The sequence below is a fragment of the Bradyrhizobium sp. RDI18 genome, assembly GCF_043203335.1.
Taxonomy (GTDB): Bacteria; Pseudomonadota; Alphaproteobacteria; order Rhizobiales; family Xanthobacteraceae; genus Bradyrhizobium; species Bradyrhizobium retamae.
This window is the reverse complement of record NZ_JBICRN010000008.1, coordinates 6826729-6849041: the sequence shown is the minus strand read 5'-3', so window position 1 is coordinate 6849041 and position 22313 is coordinate 6826729. Positions and strand designations below refer to the sequence as shown.

Annotated in this window: 17 protein-coding genes, 1 tRNA gene and 3 pseudogenes; 11 read left to right on the top strand and 10 right to left on the bottom strand. The window is 60.0% G+C overall.

Annotated elements, in window-relative coordinates; translation table 11 throughout:
- Nucleotides 1-218 precede the first annotated feature (218 nt).
- Nucleotides 219-800: a hypothetical protein gene (locus ACFXS9_RS42030; RefSeq protein WP_392699401.1), complete on the top strand. Its 582-nt coding sequence runs from the start codon at nt 219-221 to the stop codon at nt 798-800.
- A 348-nt stretch (nt 801-1148) separates the two neighbouring features.
- Here the strand turns inward: ACFXS9_RS42030 and ACFXS9_RS42025 are convergent, their stop codons facing one another.
- The 4 genes and pseudogenes from ACFXS9_RS42025 to ACFXS9_RS42010 all read right to left on the bottom strand — a co-directional run bounded on the left by ACFXS9_RS42025 (nt 1149) and on the right by ACFXS9_RS42010 (nt 3471).
- Nucleotides 1149-1400 (bottom strand): DUF2274 domain-containing protein, encoded by a 252-nt coding sequence (locus ACFXS9_RS42025; RefSeq protein WP_392699399.1) that lies wholly within the window; start codon nt 1398-1400, stop codon nt 1149-1151.
- Nucleotides 1401-1403: 3 nt separating this feature from the next.
- A pseudogene (locus tag ACFXS9_RS42020) lies at nt 1404-1890 on the bottom strand (TrbI/VirB10 family protein); the annotation flags it as partial.
- Nucleotides 1865-2183: pseudogene (locus ACFXS9_RS42015) on the bottom strand (ParB/Srx family N-terminal domain-containing protein); the annotation flags it as partial. The pseudogenes ACFXS9_RS42015 and ACFXS9_RS42020, both read right to left, overlap by 26 nt.
- Nucleotides 2184-2667: 484 nt before the next feature.
- On the bottom strand, nt 2668-3471 hold the full coding sequence (locus ACFXS9_RS42010; RefSeq protein WP_392700304.1) for a thermonuclease family protein: 804 nt from the start codon (nt 3469-3471) through the stop codon (nt 2668-2670).
- An 84-nt stretch (nt 3472-3555) separates the two neighbouring features.
- On the opposite strand from ACFXS9_RS42010, the gene ACFXS9_RS42005 reads away from it, so the two are divergent.
- The 4 genes from ACFXS9_RS42005 (at nt 3556) to ACFXS9_RS41990 (ending at nt 8384) form a co-directional block, all read left to right on the top strand.
- Nucleotides 3556-3801 (top strand): hypothetical protein, encoded by a 246-nt coding sequence (locus ACFXS9_RS42005; protein ID WP_392699397.1) that lies wholly within the window; start codon nt 3556-3558, stop codon nt 3799-3801.
- Nucleotides 3802-4635: 834 nt separating this feature from the next.
- Nucleotides 4636-5619, top strand: a complete 984-nt coding sequence (locus tag ACFXS9_RS42000; RefSeq protein ID WP_392699395.1) for a putative zinc-binding metallopeptidase — start codon at nt 4636-4638, stop codon at nt 5617-5619.
- A complete protein-coding gene (locus tag ACFXS9_RS41995) occupies nt 5616-6641 on the top strand; it encodes an ATP-grasp domain-containing protein (protein ID WP_392699393.1) in 1026 nt (341 codons plus the stop codon). The genes ACFXS9_RS42000 and ACFXS9_RS41995 overlap by 4 nt, the downstream gene beginning before the upstream one ends.
- 339 nt (nt 6642-6980) lie before the next feature.
- Nucleotides 6981-8384 (top strand): IS1182 family transposase, encoded by a 1404-nt coding sequence (locus tag ACFXS9_RS41990; RefSeq protein WP_392699391.1) that lies wholly within the window; start codon nt 6981-6983, stop codon nt 8382-8384.
- Between the two features lie 663 nt (nt 8385-9047).
- Here ACFXS9_RS41990 and ACFXS9_RS41985 read toward each other — a convergent pair.
- On the bottom strand, nt 9048-10889 hold the full coding sequence (locus ACFXS9_RS41985) for an ATP-binding protein (RefSeq protein WP_392699389.1): 1842 nt from the start codon (nt 10887-10889) through the stop codon (nt 9048-9050).
- Entirely contained in the window at nt 10828-12393 is a 1566-nt protein-coding gene (locus ACFXS9_RS41980; RefSeq protein WP_392699387.1) for an adenylate/guanylate cyclase domain-containing protein, read from the bottom strand. The genes ACFXS9_RS41985 and ACFXS9_RS41980 overlap by 62 nt, the downstream gene beginning before the upstream one ends.
- Nucleotides 12394-13333: 940 nt before the next feature.
- Between ACFXS9_RS41980 and ACFXS9_RS41975 the strand changes: the two genes are divergently transcribed.
- Nucleotides 13334-13729, top strand: a complete 396-nt coding sequence (locus ACFXS9_RS41975) for a hypothetical protein (RefSeq protein ID WP_392699385.1) — start codon at nt 13334-13336, stop codon at nt 13727-13729.
- A 1277-nt stretch (nt 13730-15006) separates the two neighbouring features.
- Nucleotides 15007-15606: a CarD family transcriptional regulator gene (locus tag ACFXS9_RS41970; protein WP_392699383.1), complete on the top strand. Its 600-nt coding sequence runs from the start codon at nt 15007-15009 to the stop codon at nt 15604-15606.
- Nucleotides 15607-15687: 81 nt separating this feature from the next.
- Here the strand turns inward: ACFXS9_RS41970 and ACFXS9_RS41965 are convergent, their stop codons facing one another.
- The 3 genes and pseudogenes from ACFXS9_RS41965 to ACFXS9_RS41955 all read right to left on the bottom strand — a co-directional run bounded on the left by ACFXS9_RS41965 (nt 15688) and on the right by ACFXS9_RS41955 (nt 18168).
- Nucleotides 15688-16137: a cell envelope biogenesis protein TolA gene (locus ACFXS9_RS41965; protein WP_392699381.1), complete on the bottom strand. Its 450-nt coding sequence runs from the start codon at nt 16135-16137 to the stop codon at nt 15688-15690.
- Between the two features lie 189 nt (nt 16138-16326).
- On the bottom strand, nt 16327-17232 hold the full coding sequence (gene rnz / locus ACFXS9_RS41960; RefSeq protein ID WP_392699379.1) for a ribonuclease Z: 906 nt from the start codon (nt 17230-17232) through the stop codon (nt 16327-16329).
- Nucleotides 17233-17245: 13 nt separating this feature from the next.
- A pseudogene (locus tag ACFXS9_RS41955) lies at nt 17246-18168 on the bottom strand (Ku protein).
- A 724-nt stretch (nt 18169-18892) separates the two neighbouring features.
- Between ACFXS9_RS41955 and ACFXS9_RS41950 the strand changes: the two are divergent.
- The 3 genes from ACFXS9_RS41950 (at nt 18893) to ACFXS9_RS41940 (ending at nt 21158) form a co-directional block, all read left to right on the top strand.
- Nucleotides 18893-19108: a ribbon-helix-helix protein, CopG family gene (locus ACFXS9_RS41950; RefSeq protein WP_392699378.1), complete on the top strand. Its 216-nt coding sequence runs from the start codon at nt 18893-18895 to the stop codon at nt 19106-19108.
- Entirely contained in the window at nt 19102-19467 is a 366-nt protein-coding gene (locus ACFXS9_RS41945; RefSeq protein ID WP_392699376.1) for a type II toxin-antitoxin system VapC family toxin, read from the top strand. The genes ACFXS9_RS41950 and ACFXS9_RS41945 overlap by 7 nt, the downstream gene beginning before the upstream one ends.
- Before the next feature lie 443 nt (nt 19468-19910).
- Nucleotides 19911-21158 carry a site-specific integrase gene (locus ACFXS9_RS41940; RefSeq protein ID WP_392699374.1) on the top strand — a complete coding sequence of 416 codons (1248 nt, stop codon included), beginning with the start codon at nt 19911-19913 and terminating at the stop codon, nt 21156-21158.
- A gap of 8 nt (nt 21159-21166) precedes the next feature.
- Here ACFXS9_RS41940 and ACFXS9_RS41935 read toward each other — a convergent pair.
- Nucleotides 21167-21243 (bottom strand) — tRNA-Pro (locus ACFXS9_RS41935).
- A gap of 69 nt (nt 21244-21312) precedes the next feature.
- Between ACFXS9_RS41935 and ACFXS9_RS41930 the strand changes: the two genes are divergently transcribed.
- On the top strand, nt 21313-22305 hold the full coding sequence (locus ACFXS9_RS41930; protein ID WP_392699372.1) for an L-threonylcarbamoyladenylate synthase: 993 nt from the start codon (nt 21313-21315) through the stop codon (nt 22303-22305).
- Nucleotides 22306-22313: the final 8 nt, after the last annotated feature.

Here is a 22313-nt window from a genome sequence, read left to right as displayed (position 1 = left end):
TTCAGGGCTCGGATTGATGGCCAAGTTTCTGATGACCAACAACTCCGGAACGAGGGGCTTGGGCATGGCCGCTGAAGAGTGCACGATCTGCAAGATCGAACGGTTCTTGATCGGAGTCGAACTCGAAGGGCCGTACGAGGTTAAATGCTTCAGATGCCCTCGCTGCGAAACGGTGTTGCGCCTTGCATGCGCCGTTGCGGCCCCGATCCGGCTGATGGATGGCGCTTCACGCGCAACTACCGCGTACCAAAGCGATTGCCCATGCTGAAGGCGGTACTTATGCGGCGTGGTTCAAGACCCCGGTGGGCCAAGGCACCGGCATTGCCCATGTCGCTGACGGCAAAATCTGGGGTCGCGAAAGCATCATGAGTTACAGCGGCATTTGCGCAGTAGACGGCGATCGGTTCACCGCCATCGTGACGCTCAAACGGCACACCGAAGGACATCCGACGATCTTTGGTGCCAACGATCTGACGCTGAAGCTTGAAGGGACGTACCCCGGCAAGATTGCTCGCCTCGTCGCGACGGCCGAGCAGGTCCCGGGCGTTCTGCTTGAAGGAACGCTGATTCCCAGCGAAGAGCAGCCAGGGGCACCATGGCCGAGCCTGCGTGAACTCCTACCTGACCGCGGGCGAACTCGCCTACATCCTCACCAACAGCCAGTCGCGCATTCTCATCACCTCGAAGGCAAAGCTCGACGTCGCCCGGCGCCGCCGCCAACGTTCAACCCTGACCGACTCACGAATTGCCGACGCACTCCCGCTGATTTTGAAGGAGCCAAAACCTACTCGGGGCCGTGACGACGAGGGTGAGATAGAGTTTGGGTCGGCGCACTCAACGAATACTCTTGTAGGACCTATCGAGACGCCGCTTGGCGCAAGCCGCAAATGCAATTGAACGCCGGCGTCGGCTAAGTCTGGGGAATGATAAAAAGCGCAGCCAGCGGAGGCAACGTCAAAGTTAGCATCGGACGGAATTCTCGCGCGGACCGGGACAGTCCGGCAAAGGCCATGCGGTGTAACGCCCGCATGGCCTTTGTTGCGTTACCCGCTGGAGGTAACCCCTCGCGATCCGCCAGGCGATCGGCACCCTGCTCTTTGGGCAAAATGGCCCCGGCGGACACCTCAAACCCGAAACGAGAGCCTGATTTATCGCAGCATCGGCATGGCCGCGTCGGCATAGCGACCATGGGTGAGATACTGATCTAGCTGCGATGCACCGAGCGGCATGAAGGCTGCAATCACAAAGCCTCTGAGTAAAGTGGGGCCTCCTATTGAGAGACCTCTCGGGCGCCAGGATATCAGCATAGCTAACGATATCACGGTGAACACTTGCTGGCAGTTCATGGTAACCTTGACGGGTTTATCGTTCTCGATAGCACCGAGTTTGAGTTTGGGCATTTCTCATCCTCTGTAAGGCTCCAGTACAAGATCACGGTTGACGATCATCCGGATCGGAAATCCCGGACGGATGGTTAGCGTTGGCTGGATGTTGAGATTGCGACGGACTACCTGCTGACCCGTCTGATTGAGAGTATCCCCTGCACCGCGCCGCATCGCCCGGATGATGTCGCTGTCGTTTCCACTGGCGCCGAGTTCGGCCCCAACACCGAGCAATGTCGAGAGCGTAGCGGCTTTGAACAGATCGAGCCAGTGGTTGTCGACCTCATCCTGAAGCCCGGCGTAGCCTGCGGCATCGGCGCCCGGCTGGCGCTCGAGCACGATCGAGCGTCCGTTAGGCATGATGAGCCGCGTCCAAACCAAGAGTACGCGTGACTGCCCCAAGGCGACCTGACTGTCGTAGCTGCCGATCAGTCGTGCGCTCTGTGGAATCAGAAGAAAACGTCCCGTTGGTGTGTCACACATTCTCGGTGACCTGCGCGGTGCACAACGCAGGGAACGGGCTGCGTCTTGGCCATACGCTTTTGCTTCACGAGAAGTTCCAGCGCGCGGTAGCGCCTTCCGTCAGCCGGGACCTCGAACATGCCGGTTTGGCTGCCTTGCATCGACGACGGCCCGGACATTCAGGCCCTGCAACAGGGTACGCTGCGCGATGCTCTCGGCGAGTTGCTCGATCGAAACGCCCGCCTTGACGCGCCGGACGTTGGACTGGCTCAGCACCAATTTGTTGAAAGGAATATCCCGGGAGGGACTGAGTTTGATCTTCTGGACGGCGCTTGCCATGTCGGATTCTCCATGACGGGCGGCCGTGAGACTCTCTCTCGGCCTCCAACCCGTCACGAAAATCCGGCTCTTCTTGCTCTTGACGGCTCGCAGGCAGCGTCCCGCGCATTACGTGCTAGCCCACAGAGAGACTCTTCGGCCGAAGCGCAGCGGAGGCACGAGAGAAGGCAGCCGACGAAGGGGCAGTGATAGCGACGCGGGCATGCCCGCGGGCACCGAGGCGACTGCAGTCGCGAGACCGGTTCAAAAGGCACCCGCGTTCGGGGCAGTGATAGCGGCGCCGGCATGCCGGCGGCCCCTAACGCGAGTACCCCCGGCGAGCGACACCGTATGGCGCAAGGGATCGACGCCGGACGGCCGAGACGCGTCAGCGGCTCGGTTCACGACAGCCGGCTGCGGCGGAAGCCGCATGCGCACAAGCAGAAGAATTCGCTTAGCCTTGAGTCAGAGGATCTAGATTTCCTCACGCGCATTCGTCTGCGCGTCATAGATCCTGACCTGAAGCATGGGAAAACGCTTTGAGCTCTTCTCCACCTGCCCTTGCGCCGTCTCTGGTTGCAAATTCGGCTTTGAGCCGGCCGTCCACTTCGAGCGCGTAACCAGAGGCCGGCAGTTTACGGTTGGCTGCAACCATTTTCTTCCTTTTGTGCAGTGAGGCGGTTGAGATTGATGGGTTAGCGTGAGTCGCCCAAACCACGCTAGAGCCACCTGGGCGACCGTGGGAATCGACCATCGCACGTTGTGGATTAACGCTTCCCGTTGCAGTTCCATCAAGGATGGGCACTTGCGTCGTCCGAACAGTTGGGGGCTTTCCGCTCGCGCGGATGCAGGCGCGATAGAGCCACGGTTCGACATAGCTGCCCTTCCAGATACCTCGACCGGCACGCTCGGCATCGCGCTGAACCCTCTCGTATCTGCCTTTCGAGTATTGAAGCCAATCCAGAGCAAGGCCATTGCGTACGAGCCATTCGCCCAGATCAGCGCCGTCGATAGAACAAGTCGCAACCGTGCGGCCATATGGGTCGAGGCTGAGCGGGACACAGTTGACGGGGCGCCGCGCAATGTAAGCGCCGAGGTCGTTTGCCGCCTGGGCGCCACGGCGATATTTGAGAGCTGTCCTCGCCACGGCAGAGCTGACTGCTCTCCGGCGCGTCGATGCCCCACAGCCGGATGGTTGAATGTCGAAACGGCGCTTTTGAGCCATAACAGAAATGATGGCGTTAAGCTGACGTTTACGCTGGGAGTTTGGGCTTTTTAACTTGCCCGGCTTTTGACGCGGCGCTTCCATCAATGTGTTAGTCCAGGCGCTAGTTCCGCTTGCTGGGGATGAGAGGTCACCCGATATGCGGTTGCGGATTGGCTGGAGGCGCAGGTGATTTTCTTAGATTTCATTCTTGACGTCGTAGGGTACACGACAGCGCGATTATTGCTTCCAATCTTGACCTTTCAGAAAGTCAAAGTTGACGTTCTTTCTTCACACGAAGTCGGCTTCAACTGGTTGGGCTTCAAACGCTTGCCCAACGGCGCATTGCTGTGCGACGCAGATTCGGCCGGATGGATAGGCGCACTTTCTTGGCTGATCGTCCTCGCCATAGCAATCACCGTCGCCGTGCGATAGATCGCCTTTGGTTATCACGTCGGCTCCTTCCAATTCCAGTGTCGCATGCTGGCGGGCTTTGAGACATGCGCCTATCCTGAGAAGGCGTAGACTGAAAGTCGCCGTGGTCCGGGCAAACCGACGCGAACGACCCAAGGCACACATGGAGCGATGGCCTAACTTGCTTGCATCGCCTTCCTAACCACCAGAACATGCGACGCGGCAATTATGATGGAGACAAGCAGCAAGCCCACTTCGGCGCCATGCACTTTAGAGGGAGCGTACGTTGAGAGCCCCAAATGAGAAATCGAACTGCAAGGGCGAACGCAACTATGCCCCAAAGCCCGATGGCCTTCGACGCGTGCCACGTTGGCTGGCCGTCGATCCCCACTGCATAGCTATCTGATCGTTTCTGATACGTGGCCCCAAATAGAGATTGCACGCAGCGAGAAGGGCAACGACGGGCCAAAATATAAGGTCGTCACCGAACATGAGCGTTCTGTCTGACAGGCCTGTTCAACGGTCATTTCAAGCCCAAGAGGCTAAGGGATTTCTCAACGAATTGTATCAGACTTGAACCACTTAGGCCCGACTTCCGTTTATGGCACCTTGAGACATGCCCGCCTATCCTGAAAAGGTCCGTTCACCGAGGTAGACCGGAAGTCGCTGTGCCCCGGCCAAACCGACGCGAATGACCCAAAGCCGTTGTGGGTCGCTGAACGACGGCGCGCCGCGGAGACTCGGCGGTTGTTGTCAGCAGCATCCTATGACACCATCTGAGTACCCAGTTGTTATGCCTTCTAGATGCCTATGCCCCGCCGGAAATATGCTTGGGAAAAGCTGTCGGATGAGCAGTTGCTCGAGCAACGCCTCAGTAGTCTGAGGGTTGCTGTCGAAGGCACTTGGCTCGAGGATTGTGTCAGCACTCTTTATGAAGAGCTCGAAGACCGGGGCATCCGGCTGCGGCCACATACATGGATATCGAGCGAATGGTTTAGTCCGGCAGATGTGCCCGGCATTGCCATCCCATTCTATCTCACCCATCCCCGCCTGATGAAGCTCGAGAAGAAAATGATGCTCGACGTCGAGGGTGGCACGTGGTCCGAATGCATGGCCATCCTCCGCCATGAGGCAGGCCATGCCATCCAGCACGGCTATCAGCTGCAGCGCCGCCGGCGCTGGCAGCAGCTGTTCGGCCGGTCCTCAAAACACTACCCACGCTACTACCGGCCCAATCCGGCCAGCCGGCAATATGTCCAGCATCTTCGGCTCTGGTACGCACAGAGCCATCCGGACGAGGATTTCGCTGAAACCTTCGCGGTGTGGCTGCGGCCGCGTTCAAACTGGCGGACGCGCTATGCCGGCTGGCCAGCGCTGAAGAAGCTCGAATATGTCGACGAACTGATGGAGGAAATCGCCGGGAAGCGGCCGCTAGTCACGACGCGGGAGCGTGTCGATCCGCTGCATGAACTCAGCCAGACACTCGGCGACCACTATAAAAAGAAGCAGGCGTTCTACGCCTTTAGGCCGCCGAAGACTTACGACCGCGACCTCTCCCGGCTCTTTTCCGCCGATCCACGGCATCGCCGGGGGCAGCCGGCTTCTGCATTCATCAGGCGGCACCGCGCCCACTTCAGGCAGCTCGTCGCGCGGTGGACAGGCGAGAACCAACTCACGCTTGATGCTGTACTTGACGACATGATCTCCCGCTGCCGAGAGCTCAATCTGCGCGCTGTCGGCTCCGATCGAAAGCTTGTTACTGACTTCACCGTCCTGTTGACCGCCAAGACCATGCACGCGCTGTTCGGTCCTTCGCGGCGAAAGTGGATCGCGCTATGAGACGCCTGCGCGTTCTGGTGCTCATGCATCCGGACTTCGTGCCCCCGGACTCCACCGACGGATACACGGCACGGCAAATCAACGAATGGAAAACAGAATACGACGTCGTGAGCACCTTGCGTGCGGCCGGCCATGATGTTCGCCCGCTCGGTGCGCAGGAGGAAATCAAGCCGGTGCGCGAGGAGATCGAAAGTTTCAAGCCGCACGTGGTGTTCACGTTGCTGGAGCAGTTTCACAACGAGCCCACGTATGACCAGCACGTCGCAAGCTATCTCGAACTGATGCAGATCCCGTATACTGGGTGTAACCCGCGTGGTCTGATCTTGGCGCGCGGTAAGGATCTGTCCAAGACATTGGTGCACCATCGCCGGATCGCGGTGCCGGCCTTCGCCGTATTCCCGATGCGCCGAAAGGTCAAACGCCCAGCGCGTCTTGCGCTGCCGTTGATCGTCAAGAGCCTGAACGAGGATGGATCCCGGGGTATCTCGCAGGCATCCGTCGTCGATACGGACGAGAAGCTCGCAGAGCGCGTCGCCTTCGTCCACGAGCGGATCGGAACCGCCGCGATCGCCGAGCAATATATCGAGGGGCGTGAGCTTTATGTCGGCGTGCTCGGCAACAATCGGTTGCGAGTGCTGCCGGTTTGGGAATTGAAATTCGGCACCATGGGCGGCCAGGCCATAGCCACCGAGAAGGTCAAACACGATCCCGGTTATCAGGAGCGCGTGGGAATTGTAGATGGGCCGGCCAAGAACCTTGCGCCGGAGGTACTCGCCCGCATTCAGCGAACAGCGAAACGCATCTACCGAACGCTGGGGCTCGATGGATACGCGCGCATCGACTTTCGCCTCTCTGTCGACGGTACCCTGTATTTCATTGAAGCGAATCCCAATCCCGAAGTCGCGAAGAGCCAAGAGTTCGCTACAGCGGCCCGGCATGACGGACTTGATTACCCGGGCCTCTTGCATCGCATTCTGGCGCTTGGAATAAGCCGGGCAAACGCCGGCGCATCCGTAGGCTGAGACGGGGAAGAGAGATTCCCATGCCCGATTCACCTATGTCCGGTTGTTTTGGTCTGCTCGAAAGACTCGCAGTCCCGAGGATGTTTTAGCTTCTGATCCGTCAGCCCAAATTGAGCCCGTTAGGGTCGATTGGGCCAAAATAGCCGGAATACAACCGCCTAACTACGGTCTCCTCGATAGGAGGCTTTTTTCTTTCCATGTCGCCTGTTGGCACCTTTGAGACATGGCGACCGGCCCTGAAGATGTCCGTTTCTAGGGGGATTGTGTTGCAAAACTCTCGTTGAGACGACTCACGATCCGTGATTCCGTTGGTGGAGAGGGCATCAGCGGGAGCAGCGCATGATGGGGCGGCGGGAAACTGGGCAGGGACAGTTTTTCTATTCGTTTGATCTCGACGAGGTGGTTCCACCCGATCATCTAGTCCGGCAGATCGACGGTTTGCTCGATCTGAGTTGGGTGCACAAGGAGTTGGCGCCTTTTTACTCGCACACGGGACGGCCGTCGATTGACCCGGTGCTGATGATCCGGATGCTCCTCGTCGGCTATGTGTTTGCAATCCGCTCCGAACGACGGATTTGCGCCGAGGTTCAGGTGAACCTTGCCTATCGCTGGTTCTGCAAGCTCGGCATCGAAGACAAGATTCCCGATCACTCTGTATTCTGCCGTGCGCGGCGCGAACGCTTCCGAGAAAGCGATACCTTGCGCCGGGTATTCGAGGGTGTGGTGGCGATGAGCATCGCGGCCGGGCTGGTTGGGGGCGAAGCATTCTCGATCGATGCGAGCCTGATCAAGGCGGACGTGGACAGGAAGAAGCGGATCCCCGGCGATCAGCCGTTTGCATGGCCGAAGGCAGAGGAAGCTTCCCATGCGGTTCGCGAGTACCTTGCAGCCCTCGATGCCGGCGGCGATGAGGATCGTGGTGGAGTCGGTGACGGGGCGAGCGAAGGCGGCGATCGACGCAAGCCACCCAAAGAGGTCTCGCTTACCGATCCGCAAGCGGCATGGGTTGCGAGACCCGGCCTGGATCCGTTCTTTGCCTATGACGCGAACTACCTGATCGACAACAAGGTCGGGATTATCCTTGATGCGGCAGGCACTCGCGCGAACCGCGCCGTGGAGATTGCTGTCACGCAGGCTATGGTGGATCGTGTTGAGCGCCGCTTCGATCTGCGGCCCCGCAGGCTCGCGGGCGACACGGCTTATGGCGCAGTACGACTGCTCAAGTGGCTAGTGGATCGCAACATCACCCCGCACGTACCTGTGTGGGACAAGTCGGCACGCGCCGATGGCACCTTTAGCCGCGCCGACTTCGCCTTCGATCCGGAGCGCAACATCTATGTTTGCCCAGGCGGTGCGGAACTGACCAGCACAGGCAATATCGATCAAGGCCATATCGTTTACTACAGGGCCAGTAAGAGCGATTGCTCGCAGTGTTCACTGAAGCCGAAATGCACGACGGCGGTCGTGCGCAAAATCACCCGCGACCTCAACGAGGATGTGCGCGATCGCGTCCGTGCATTGGCCAATACAGAAGCCTTTCAGCAGTCTCGCCGCGAGCGGAAGAAGGTCGAGATGCGATTTGCGCATATGAAACGGATTCTTAGGCTCGACCGACTTCGGCTGCGGGGCTTGGGTGGTGCCAGAGACGAAGTGCTACTCACCGCAACGGCACAGAACCTAAGGCGGCTGGCCAAACTTCTCTGCCGCGCCCCGCTACCTCTCGGAGCCGCTTGTCTTGTATAGATACCAGCGAATAGGCACCGCAGCCGACACAAGGAAGGGCGCAAACAAAGGGCCGGCTAAAAACTCTTCGCTAAGCTCTGCAATCGAGACCTGCCGAGTTTTGCAACACAATCCTTTCAAGAACGGACATCATCAGTCTGGCCTCTCAGGTTCGAAAAGTGCCGATTGTGTTGAAAAAGTCCTTTTTCGCTGATGACTGAAAATTCTCAGGACCGCTGGTGCGTCTCTCTCGCTGCGAAGTGAGGGACCACATCAATTATCGCAAAAACGATCGCTGGCGCTCGTATCGATTCTACAGAGCCTTGCAGCGGCTGAAATCGCCAATGCGCTACATTTGCGAGATTTTCGGAGCCCCGCTATTTTCGAGTTTTTCAACACAATCGAAAGCAAAGCCGACTCCCGGCTGCACGTCAGGACTTCTCAGTTTGACCGGGAGCAGAAGTCGCAGACCAATACGGTCCGAACCCCGACGGGACACCAGCCTACGAATCCGGGGATCAGAGTCCGAATCTCTTGGGCACGCCACTACATCGTTCGGCCATGGGACGGGTCACATCAGCTGGTAGATGCAGCATACGTATCCTGCGATGACGGTGACAGGTTTGGGCCTTGCGGACATCTCACCACCAGCAAGCGTCCGATCCGTAGGCTAACAGTGCCTTGCTAGGCCAACTCGGCAAGTAGCGCGGCGGCTTCTTTGAGGTCGCGCGTATCGAAGCCTTCAGTGAAGGAGCTATAGACCGGTGCGAGCAGGTCTCGGGCGTCGGTGCGCTTGCCTTGATCGCGCCAGAGGCGGGCTAGGCTGGTGGCGGCGCGCACTTCCCAAAGCCTCGCCCCCTGTTTCTGCGCTGTTCGAAGTGCGCGGCGCAGCCAGCGCTCGGCATCGCATCGATCCGACTTGGTGATCAGCGCCTCGGCCATCAGCCGATACAGCTCCGCCTCGTACCACCGCTCGTCGGTTCGCTCGACCACCTCCAGGGCTTCATTTAACACGCTGATCGCTTCAGCGGATCGGTTCGCTCGCCTGTGCGCTTCCGCCAGAAGACCAAGATAATAGGGCACCTTGATCTCGGCACCCGTCGCCCGCTTCGTCGCCAGACCCCACCGCATCCTGCTAATGGCCTCCTCGATAGATCCTCCCACCGAGAGTCTGGCCCATCCTCCAAAACAGGTCCCCGATCCCACGAAGTGGGGAAACCCATGGTCGGTGGCGAGCGCCACCAGCTCCTCGGCTCGTTCCTCAAGGATCGCTCCGTCGCCGCGAAGTTGGTGAAAGACACAGTTGACGTGCAGAGCGAACGCCAATGTATAAGGCTGCGACAGCTCGCGCGCCCAAGCCAGCGCGCGTCGGCTTTGCGCCAGCGCCTGATCCGCTTGTCCTAGCAGCAGAAGTGACCAGGCGACGAAGCTCTCGCAGGTAACGCAGATGTCGCTGGGTGTCAGCCTCGGAGGTCGGTGCTCAGCCTGATCATAGAAGGTGAGCGCCTGCCTCAGATGGTGGAGCGCACGACTGAAGTCGGCGCGAAACAGATGACTGATGCCCAAGTTCCGGTGCGTCATCAGCTTGGTGTCGCTGTCATTTCGGCGTTCGGCAAGCACCGCTAGTTCGTCCGCCAGCTGATAAGCGGCACGGATCTCCGCGCGATTGTGCAAGAACGACCAGGCTCCGCTCAGGGCTATCGCAAGGTGGGCTCCCTCCGGGGCCTCACAGCACAGCTCGCGGGCACGGGCATACGCTTCACCGGCCTGAGGCGATGCCCATCCCTTGGCCGCCACTAGGGCCCCGGCAAGCGCGAGCTGAAGAGAAAGTTCGCTGGACCGTCGCTGCGAACTTTTCGGCAGGCCAGCAAGCAACTCGAGCGCCTTGCCAAAATGCGCAGCGGCCTCGGCCATCGTCGAACGTTGGACGGCCAAGCGCCCAGCCTTGTCCCAATACTCGATTGCCTGTTCAACGAGGCCAGCCATGGCACAATGCTGCGCCATAAGCTCAGGTTGAGCCGCTGCAATCTCCGGAAACTGGCGCTCCAGCGCGCTGGCAATACGGGCATGCAATTGCTGCCGGCGCGGGCGCAGCAACGTGCTGTAGGCGGCGTCCTGCACCAAAACGTGCTTAAAGGTGTAGGTGGCATCAGGCGGCGTCCCGCGCCGGAACACCAGCTCGGCCCGTATGAGCTGCTCCAAACCGCCCTCCAACTGCGATTGCGACATGTCGGCGACGGCACTGATCAGCTCATGGGAAAACTGACGCCCCAGCGTCGCTGCGATCTGCACCACTTCTCGAGTTGGTGCCAATCGGTCGAGCCGGGCCAGAAGCGAGGCCTGGAGCGTTGTTGGGATCGCCAAAGGAACCAGCGGCCCGGTCACGGAGTAATGGTCGCCAGCATCGATCACCCATCCGCTCTCGACGAGCTCCTCAATGAATAATGGCACGCCATCTGTCCGATCAATGATCTGATCCGCAATCTCCGTGGGCAATGTCTTGCCCCCGGCTACGTTCGCGATCATTTCGGCGCGGTGCCGGGGTGGCAAGCGGCTGAGACTGAGCAAAGTCACATGCGGACGGCCGACCCAGGGGGGCGTGAACTCCGGTCGAAACGTGAGAATTATCAGGATCCGCAGCGTCGCGGCGCGGGTCGATCAGCAGATCCAGCGACTCCAGCGTGGTGGGGTCGCTCCAGTGGATGTCTTCCCATAGCATCAGCAGCGGCTGCTGCGCCGCGAGTCCTTCGACCTGCGCAAGTTGCACCTGAAGCGTTTTCTCTTTGCGCTTCTGCGGCGTGAAATTGAGCGGCGGGTAGCGGTCGCCGGTCGGTATCGACAGCAAGTCCGCCAAGAGCGGGACGGCTTCGCTCAGCTCCTGGTTGGCCAGAGCCAGCACCGCAATAAGCTTATTCAAGCGGGTCTCGGCCGTATCCTCGCGTCGAAATCCGGCCGCCTGCTCAAGCTGGGTGATGCTGGGATAAAGCGCACTGTTCTGATGATGTGGCGAGCAGAAATAACGCAACCGCGTGTGCGGCTCCTCGCTCAACTGCTCCAGTAAGGCTTGTGCGATGCGCGACTTGCCGATGCCCGGCTCACCCACGATCAGGACGACGGAACCGTCGCCGGCCTTGGCCCGCTCCCAGCGGCGCGTCAACAATGCGATCTCTTCCTCGCGACCGATCAACGGCGTGCTGGCGGCGCGTAGGGCCTCGAACCGACTACCGACCAGGCTCGCGCCCACGACCCGCCAGACACGCACCGGATAGTGAATTCCCGCGATCGGCAATGTGCCCAGATCGCAATAATCAAACAGGCCGCCAAGCAGACGGCGCGTGTTGTCTGCGATGACAACCGAGTTCGGTTCGGCAAGCCCCTGTAGCCGTGCCGCAAGATTAGGGGTTTCACCAATGACCGCCTGTTCCTGGGCGGCGCCCTCACCGAGCAGATCACCGACGACTACGAGACCAGTGGCGATACCGACACGCACCCGCAACGAGGTCCCCTGGCCCGCATCGAGGCTCGTCACGGCCTCGATCAAGGCAAGGCCCGCGCGCACCGCTTGTTCGGCATCCTCCTCATGTGCCTGCGGGTAACCGAAATAAGCCAGCACGCCGTCACCAAGATACTTGGCAACAAAGCCGCCGGACCTGGTGATTACCTCGGCGCAACGACGGTGATAGGAGCCGATGATGTCGCGCAGTTCTTCCGGATCGAGCCGCGCCGACAATGCCGTGGAACCGATGAGGTCGACGAACATGACCGTTAGCTGGCGGCGTTCGGCTTCGGGAGCCTTGCCGGCGGAGCGATCGGGCTCGACCGAATGTTTGGTCGTGTCGCGAAAAGTTTCGGCTCGCAAGGCGGCGATCGCATCGAGGAGAATACGGCGATGGCCGACCGCAGCCACGCCGAGGTCTCTGAGGTCCTCGGCGGTGAGCTTGGGCAGGATTGCCTCATCGATCGCGTTTTCCCGGAATGCCTCTTCGTAGCGTTCCAGGCCGAGGCCGCGCAGCCAGGCAGAGATATCCATGCCATTCACCGCACATTTGGCCGCACTCATCCACTGGCTATAGCCGCCGCCACGTCGGCCGCTCCGTTAGCCGTGCGCCGTCGGTCGAGCCGCTCGCGGATCAGACCGTCGCACCAGAATGAGAAAGCCAGTTTACCCCACCCCATGGGGCGAGACACGCCTTTTTGGCCCGTGAAGCGTTGGAACCCGCGGATCAACCTCGGAGCGAGCCCGTGAGGACTCCCGGAGAACGACGCTCACCGTCACGATCCCACCGACGCATCTCGCGCTCGCCGACGGGGTGATCAAGTGAGAGGGCTACTTCCGTTGTTAGCACCGTTGAGACATGCCCGCCTATCCCGAGAATGTCCGTTCACCGGGGGATTGTGTTGCAAAAGTCGATTTTCGCCGATGACCAAAATTCTGCGGGCCGTGGGCGCGACTTTCGTATACAAAATGTGAGGGGACCTCACGGCCTCACGTAGAATTCACAGGCGACTTCGGTAACGCGATTGAGATCATACGAATCAGCGATTGCTCGCTGCTTAGTGCTTTCGCGAAAAATCTTGAGCCGTGCAACTTTCGACTTTTGCAACACTATCCGGGGTAGACCGGAAGTCGCCGTGTTCCGGCCAAACCAACGCGAAATGACCCACTTCGGACACTGCGCCCGTCACATGGCGCTTGCCTACAATGATGGTTCGAAAAGGTGAGGTCGGCAGACGGGCTAGAGGTCACTAAACTCCACGGCCGACGCTACGCTGGGAGTCGCCTTCGTCTAGTCACCTTCTCGGCGAAGGCATAAATGTCGGTTGCCCCGCTGCGGATAACTTCAAAAAACTCCAGATTACTATATTTGCACGTCTGGCAGATACTCAACAAAATTCAACGGCAATCCGTGTTCGTATCGCGCCGCACCCCGGCACTCGGTTGGTAAACCTTCCCTAATGGTAGTAGTTGAATGACGGAGTTACGAGGAATTGAAAGCGTCGATCCGCGCGAACTAGAGAGCCAACGTGCGCTTACCGCGGCTTTGTGGTCAACGCTGAAAGAACAAGGCGTGAGAGACGGCACACTGGGGCGCATCGAATGCTATTTCTTCGCTAAAAGCGACGCGCATGTGACCGCTCTTGTAGCTGCCTTCCCGCGCTGGGAACACGAGATCGCGAACGGTGACAATCCTCTCGGGCGGCTCTCGGTACACATCATCTCTCCTCCTGTCCACCTGAGCAAAGAGGCTTTTCTTGAACTGGTCGACGTCGCGATGATCGCAGCGCATGAGAGCTCGTGCATCTTCGACGGTTTCCAGGTGGATACGAGCGCGCTGCAGAAGGGACCGTGGTGGAAGTTCTGGTGACGACCAGAGTCACCGCCGTTTCAACGGAACCCCGCCGGTGCGCTCGTTTTCAAAATGATCGGCGATCCTTTTGAGCGACACCGCAATTGACGCCGCCACGACGTGCATTTGCGCGCTAGCGTCGATGTCTTTTCGAGCCGCGCTAGCAATTGGTTGGCCTGCGCGAGAAACTACGCGGGTATGGGTGCTCTGCGGTCACGAGCAGTCTAGGGCGCGTCAATATAGAGTGCCGTCCAGCGCTTTCATGCAACCCACGGAACAACGGTGCTATTTCTCCTCGGGCTTCGCCGCTTCCCTAGCTAGTCGCTCAGCCCGCAATCGTTCGTAGTTCTTTTGGAAGGCCTCCTGCGCCTTTTTCGTATTCAGTTACCGCCCTTCGCCTATGTGCCTGTAGAAAAGCTTTTTCCGCCGGTCGTTGCGCGGGGTCTTTCCTCATTTTATCGATCATGGAATCCTCGGCTGCATTATCGACGCCGCTGCTTGCGGCTAGCAGATGCCCGAACGTTTTTGATTTTGGCCGTGCGCTGCGACGCTGGCCGCGTTTTGCGGGATTGCATCTTACGTTTCCGCTCGGGTTGCGGGTCGTGGACAGGCTCGGGTTGCGTGTTACCGACCGGCTGGGGTTGCGTATTGCGGACCGCCTCGGCCAGCATCTCGAGCAGCTCGGCCTTTGTCTTATCGCTCATAGATCACCTCCGTGACCGATGAGACGACGGTAGCGCGGCTACAGTGCCCGGCAAGAAAAACCGCTGATTAAGATTGCTGGTTAAGTTTAATGGCGGTGACTTCACAGGGAAGAGCACACGTCGAACGTTCGCTGCCTAACGTGTGCTTTTTGACGCGGTTCGGACATTGCTGCTTGGCTTCGTTGGGACGCTTGCATCCGATCGGAACGCGACGGTCGTGATCGAAGATGCGAGGGCCTTCGGGAAGAAATCAGAAAGTTCAGCCGCAACTAGGATCGCGCCGCGGAGAATCCCGTAATTCTCCGTGCTGCTCACCATTACGTCGGCCGTGATCTCGAAGAACTTCCACGGCGCACCCGAGAGCCCGCCAAAGCCTCTTCTCTCCGTACGGAACAAGTTGCCGAGAAGCCACACGACTCGATGGGAATCCGATGCGTGCTATCATTATGTGGCGATGCTGGCTTCTCGCGCTTAAAGATATTGTAGCAGCGAAGATGGCGCCAAGCGCGCCGCAGGGACTAGAACGCTCAGGTAATTTGCCGCGTGATTGGCGATGAGTCGGTACAACACCCGAAGGAGTCGAACCGCGACATGAGCTTGGACGATCAGAATGCGGAATCCGGTCGTTACCTGGAGGCGCCGGACGCCGCCTCGGCGCCTCGCAGTGCGCGCGAAAACGGGAAGATTCGGTTTGAATTCAAGGCGACGGACTTCGTCATCTATCCGGCGCACGGCGTTGGACAGATTCTGTCTATTGAAGAGCAGACCGTTGCAGGAGCGAGCCTGGAGTTCTTCGTGATCTTTTTCACAAAGAGCAAAATGACCGTCCGCGTTCCCGTCCGGAAAGCCGCGAACGTCGGAATGCGCAAGCCATCGGATCTTTCCTCGGTCCAAGGAGTGAAACAGATTCTGAGCGAAACTCCCCGGAAAGGCCGCGGCAACTGGTCCCGGCTTGCTCAGGAATACGAAGGCAAAATCAAATCCGGAGATATCGTCGCGGTCGCGGAGGTCGCTCGCGATCTTTTCCGACCGGGCGACTCCGGCCAGAGTTTCAGCGAACGGCAGTTGTACGTGTCGGCGCTCGATCGTCTCTGCGGAGAAATCGCGCTGGTAGACGGAATCTCCGAGGAACAGGCCCTCAAGGAACTCGAGGGCCTGTTGAAGACCGGCAAGCTCAAGCGTAGCGCCTGACTGCCTAGCTAGTTCAGCGGCAAAGCAGGCTTTAGCGCTGAGAGTCGAAATGTTTAGTCCTTAGCGTTCTCTTCGAGACCCCTAACCTCGCGCACGTTGCAACGAAGCTTCCAAGCGGACCTTTTCCTTTCTCCAACGCGCTTCTTCGGCCCGCGCCTTCTCTTCGAGAGCCTCAAGCTGTTGTTGAATATCCGCAGCGATGTTTTCGTGCTTCCGACGGGCCGTATCGAATGCACCTTGCGCCTTGTCGACGGCGTGCTGACGTCGCTGGCGCTCCTTCTGTCGGGCGGCCTCTTCCTTGGCGCGTTCGCGCTCGCGGCGCTCTTGCTCCTTCTCGAAAGCGAGTGCGGCCTTCCGGTCGGCCGCCTCGTCGTGGCTGCGCTTTGAAGGCTTCTGCGGTTGGCGGCCTGCAGACTTGCGGCCTGCCTTCTTCGAACGGTCGCCGGCGAGGTCGGTAGGCAGCTCGGCGTGCTCCTTGAATGGCCCGCTAGAGCCGACGGGTCGCTTCAGAACGACGCCCGGCGCCGCCATGGTCACCTCGATAACGTCGGGATCCTCGCTTTGTATCGCCGCACCCTGGTGGAAGAGGTTGCTATCGGCGCCCCAAGCCTCCAGAGCCGCCTTCATTGATGGTGCCGCAACCGCCAGATCGAAAAAACCGAGCGAAGTTTGGTACGTCTTCAGCTTCCTCGCCATGTGCGTATTCTCCTGCGCGGTCGGCTAGGTCGTGATGCGGTCAAGATCCGTTGCAATCCGACTATTCGGAAACGCCTTCCTTGCCTCGGCTAATATTTCCTCATCCTTATAGCGACCAGAAATGTGGGTCAGGACGAGCAGCTTGACTCCGCTCGTCGCCGCGAGGGCGGCGGCTTCCGCCGCAGTGAGATGTCCATAGTCCCGCGCGATGGCAGCGTCGTGGTCCAGAAACGTGGCCTCGATCACCAGCACATCGGCGTCGCGGACGTGTTCGGCCAACCCGTCTGTCGTTTCCGCATCGCCCACGATAACAAGTTTCCTGGGTCGCTCCGGCGGCCCAAGGACGTCTTCGGGATCGATCGTTCTACCGTCCGCGACCGTTACCGATCTCCCTTCTGCCAGCTCCCTGCGCACCGGGCCGTCCGGCACTCCGAGGGCGGCGAGGCGTTCCGGCCGAAGATGACGGCGGGCCCGGCTTTCGAAGGAGAAGCCGAAGCTGTCAGTGTCGCGATGTCGGACCGGAAAGCAACTGATGGTGAAGTTGCCGGCGTCGAGGACCCGGCCGGTCGCCAGCGGGACGAGCTCAAGCGGAATAGGCGCTCGTCCCTCGCCCCACAGCCCCGCGAGCATGCGTACGACAACCTCGAGGGTGCTCGGGCTGCCTTGAACCGTCATCAGGTCGTTGGTTCGTCGAAGCCGCAGAGTTGAGAAAAGCCCGGGAATACCGAGCACGTGATCGAAGTGGCCGTGGGTTAGCAGAATCCGGTCGAGCCTTCGGAAGCCGGCGCCGCTGCGCAGCAACTGACGCTGGGTGCCCTCCCCGCAATCCACCAGGATGCGATGATTCCCTACCTCGATGAGAAGTGCGGGGTGGTTGCGTTCGGCCGACGGAACGCTCGCCGATGTCCCGAGGAAGGTGAGCGCGAACATCCGTGGCTTGGTTTCAGGCCGACTTGCGCTGCGGCCTCGCCGCCGGCTTCTTCGCCGTCTCCTTCGCCTGCTTCTTGCCGGCGATCGGCATCAGCATCTCCTTCTGCCCGGCGGAAGCCTTCCGTGGCTTCTTCGCCGGCTTCTTCGGGACCGAGGTCTCGGCCGCAGCGCCGCCGATGCTCTTGCGCAGCGCGTCCATCAGGTCCACCACGTTCTCGCCGCGCGGTCGCTCCTTCGATGTGATTGGCTTGCCAGCGTGCTTCTGGTTGATGAGATCGATAAGGGCGGTTTCGTACTGGTCTTCGAACTTGTCCGGGTCAAAGTGGCCCGCCTTCTGATTGACGATGTGCCTGGCGAGATCGAGCATGTCCTTGGTGACTTTGACATCCTGATGTCGTCAAAATACTCGTCCGCAGAACGCACTTCGTACGGATAGCGCAGCAGCGTTCCCATCAGCCCCTTGTCGAGCGGATCGAGCGCGATGATGTGCTCCCGATTGGTCAGCACGACGCGCCCGATCGCAACCTTGTTCATCTCCCGGATGGTCTCGCGGATGACGGCGAAGGCGTCATGGCCGACCTTTCCGTCCGGCACCAGGTAGTAGGGACGGATCAGATACCTCGGGTCGATCTCGCTTCGGTCGACGAACTCGTCGATCTCGATGGTCCTGGTCGATTCCAGCGCGACGTTCTCGAGCTCCTCCTTGGTCACCTCGATGAAGGTGTCGGTGTCGACCTTGTAGCCCTTGACGATGTCCTCGTTGGCGACCTCCTCACCGGTGTCGGCGTCCACCTTGGCGTATTTGATGCGGTGGCCGGTCTTCCGGTTGAGCTGGTTAAACGAGATCTTTTCGGATTCCGATGTGGCCGGATAGAGCGCGACCCTCAATGTTCGGACGATTCCCAAACCCGTTCGCGACTCGCGTGCTGAGACGATAGCACAATGTTCCGCCTTCGTTCCCATGGATCTTGAAAGCTCGCCCAGCCTTGGTGCTGCTAATGATGCGGCATCCATAGCGATGCTCGAGCGCGAGGGGAGAAGCGGCGTGTACTTCACAGTTTCCAATTGCATGACGCGGGACAAGAAATCCGATGTGAAATATGAAAATGGCCTGCGCGTGCAGCTACGAATGCGACGGCTCGACACGTCAACGAAGCTCACAGTCATTCAAATTACGCCGAAGGCATCGACGCGGAATTGGTTACTCCACGAGAGTCTTCGAGCTACCCGTTCTGCTACGTAGTTTATCGGTAAGGCAACGTAGCCGGCGCAGCAAAGATCGTGAACGGCCACGCCAACCGTGATCTGACGTTGCGACGCTCGCCATCGACTGCGATCACAATTGAGTCATCGCGCCCCCTGCGCCCGCGCCGATTTCACGCCGCAACTTTCCTCCTGCCGCTTCCACGACCCTTCCACGACGGAAATTTCGGACTAGAATCCGCGCAACCAAAAGCCCTCGAAAACTACGCATTTTCAAAGGCTTGTTGATTGGTTGCGGGGATGGGATTTAAACCTATGACCTTCAGGTTATGAGGCCGAACATTGTCGGTAGAGCCGTCGCCCAGATGAGTCATCGCCCTTCGCAGATAGCGCGATTGGGTTGGCATTTTCGGCGGTTGATATGTAATATCGATATCATATATCAGGAGCCCTAACCATGAGAACGCTGGTTGATCTCGCCGATGGCCAAATCCAAGCGCTGGACGAACTGTCGAAGAAGGACAAGCGGTCGCGCGCGGCGCTTATTCGTCAGGCGATCGACGACTACCTCGCGAAGCGGCATAGCAAGCAAGAAGGTGATGCGTTTGGCCTCTGGGGTAAACGCAAGGTGGACGGCTTGGCCTATCAGGAGAAAGTGCGTCGCGAATGGTGAAGGCACTGTTCGACACCAATATTCTGGTCGACTACCTCAATGCTGTTCCCGAAGCCCGCACAGAACTTCAGCGCTACACCGAAAAAGCAGTCAGTATCATTACGTGGATGGAGGTCATGGTTGGCGCCGATCACGATCTTGAAGCCGCGACGCGCAAGTTCCTGAGCGGCTTCGATGTCGTCGCAGTCGACGAACGGGTCGCGGAACGCGCCGTTAGTCTTCGTCGAAGCCATCGGATCAAGTTACCAGATGCGGTGATCTGGGCGACAGCGCAGGTGCATGCCATGTTGCTCGTCACACGCAACCTCAAGGATTTCCCGGATGGCGATCCCGGCGTCCGCGCACCGTACAAGCTATGACGAGGCGATCGGGAGATCCAATGTTGAGAGTGTCTGCGAAACACGCAAGCAATTCTACTTCGCCACGCTTTGCTGACTCAGATTTCTCTGCGAGCGGGCTCGCAAGACTACGCTGGCGTGCGACGAGGGTTACTCAATCTGCACCGAGAGCGTCGTTTTCTTTGGTCGCGAGGACAGGCAACATCGCTGGGATGCGCAACTGGCTGCGCAACGTCGACGAAATCCAGCGAGTCTGCGACCATGGGCGCACCAACAAACCGTCGAAGCGAAATTGCTCCCAACGATCCAATTCGACTGTCCACCGCAGCTTCGCTGGCATTTCCCGATGGGTCGATGACGAGTTCTGGGCTTCGCAAGGAAGCTTTGCGCGGTCGCCTCATCATCGAGCGCATCGCCGGTAAGGATTTTACGACGCTGGCACATATCGATCGCATGAGGGAGCTATGCCGCGTATCAGCAAAGGCCCGAGACTCTACAAACGCAAGGCCAAGAGAAGAAACGGACGTCTCATCGCCAACGCCGTCTGGACCATCCGCGATGGAGACCGCGAGGTTGCCACAGGAGTCTTTGCGAGCGAGGCTGAGCGAAAGCCGCCGAAGGCCGCCGAAGACGCCCTCGTAAGGTATATCACTTCGAAGTACCGTCCCCCGCGTCGCGTTCGCGACATTGAAGACATCGATGTCGCCGATGTGCTTGCAATCTATCACGCCCATCGCGAGGCGATTTACATAGAACGAGGCTCCCCGCAGGCTGAAGTAACCGAGTTCGGCGACCGGATCGGTCGTCTGAACGATTTCTTCGGCGGCAAGATGCTGGCTGAGGTGAATGCGCAGACTTGCGGGCAGTATGTGAAAGCCCGCGGTCGGCCCGGAGGGGCCCGTCGCGATCTGGAAGATCTGCGTGCAGCAATCAATCACCATGCGCGGGAAGGTCTGCACCGCGGGCTGGTTCGCGTCGCGCTTCCTGCAAAAGGATCAGGTCGTGATCGATGGCTGAGTCGCAGCGAAGCCGCAGCATTGTTATGGGCGTGCTGGCGGTACCGCGAAGTCCAGACACGGCATCGCGGACCTCTCAAGAATCAAAAGATTGAAACCGGCAAGCGCCCGCTTCGCCATATCGCGCGCTTTATTCTGATCGGCCTCTATACCGGCACCCGGGCCGGCGCCATCGCGTCAGCGTCGCCCTACCGTGACACGGGCCGATCGTATGTCGATCTTGAAAACGGCATCTTTTATCGACTCGCCCAGGGACGGCGTCCGACCAAAAAGCGGCAACCGCCAGCACCAATTCCCGACCGATTGCTCGCCCATATGCGCCGGTGGGTCAGGACGGGCGCCATCGACTCGCACTTTGTCGAGTTCAACGGCGCGGCGGTCAAATCCGTGAAATCGGGATTCCGAAGCGCCGTTGGACTCGCCAAGCTATCCACGGAGGCTGGCAAGGTCACTCCGCATACCTTGAGGCACACGGCCGCGACCTGGCTGATGCAGCGTGGCGCAGATCCGTGGAAAGCGGCGGGTTTTCTGGGGATGTCGGTCGAGGTGTTGCTTGATACCTATGGCCACCATCACCCGGAGTTCTTGCGCGAGGCGGCCGCCGCCATCACGACGAAACCAAGCAAGAACGTCGTATCTGGGGTTGATCGCGGGGTTGACTTGGCCGCCTATCGTGAAAGAAGACGAAAAGCGTAAGAAAATCATGGTCGGAGTGGCAGGATTCGAACCTGCGACCCCTGCGTCCCGAACGCAGTGCTCTACCGGGCTGAGCCACACTCCGACTTGGAACGCGGCTTATAGCCTTGGGTTTCGGCGACCGCAAGCAGCCGAATTAAGGAAATTAATCACAGTGAATGTTGGCCTGAAAACCCAGATTTTGCCCGCCGGCGAGGCCGCCGTGGCGGCTGCCGCGCGTGCCCTTTCGGAAGGCGGGCTGGTGGCGTTCCCGACCGAGACGGTCTACGGCCTCGGCGCCGATGCCACCAATCCGGCCGCGATCGCCCGCCTCTACCAGGCCAAGGGCCGGCCCGCCTTCAATCCGCTGATCGCCCATGTCGGCGATGTCGCGGCCGCGCGGCAGATCGCCCGGTTTGATGCGGCTGCGACGGCGCTGGCCGAAGCGTTCTGGCCCGGCCCGCTGACGCTGGTGCTGCCGAAGACGGAAGGTTGCGCAGTCGCCGATCTCGCCACGGCCGGCCTCGATACCATCGCGGTCCGCATTCCGGCACACAGGATCGCGCGCGACATCCTGCGCGAGTTCGGCGGCCCGGTTGTGGCGCCATCCGCGAACATCTCGGGCCACGTCTCGCCTACCACGGCCCTTCATGTGCAGAGCGACCTCGCGGGCCGGATCGACCTGATCGTCGATGGCGGCGCGGTCGAGGTCGGCGTCGAATCGACCATCGTCGGCTGCCTTGACGCGCCGATGCTGCTGCGCCCCGGCGGCCTGCCCCGCGCCGAGATCGAGCGCGTGCTGGGCCGCGCGCTGGTGCAGCCGCTGGCGGACACTGAGAGCGAAAGTGGCCAGCCGCTGGCGCCGGGCATGCTGGCCTCGCACTACGCTCCCCGCGCGCGCGTGCGGCTCAATGCGGTCGCGCTCGAGCCGGGCGAAGCATTGCTCGCGTTCGGCCTCGGAGCAATTTCGGGAATTGACGCCGCCTCGAGCGTGATGAATCTGTCGGAGCGTGGCGATCTCGACGAGGCCGCCGCCAATTTATTCGGCCATCTTCGCGCGCTCGACAGCAAAGGCGCGCGCACCATCGCGGTGATGCCAATCCCCGACGAAGGATTGGGCGAAGCCATCAACGACCGGCTGCGCCGCGCAGCGGTGGGGCGGGAATGAAAGAGAAG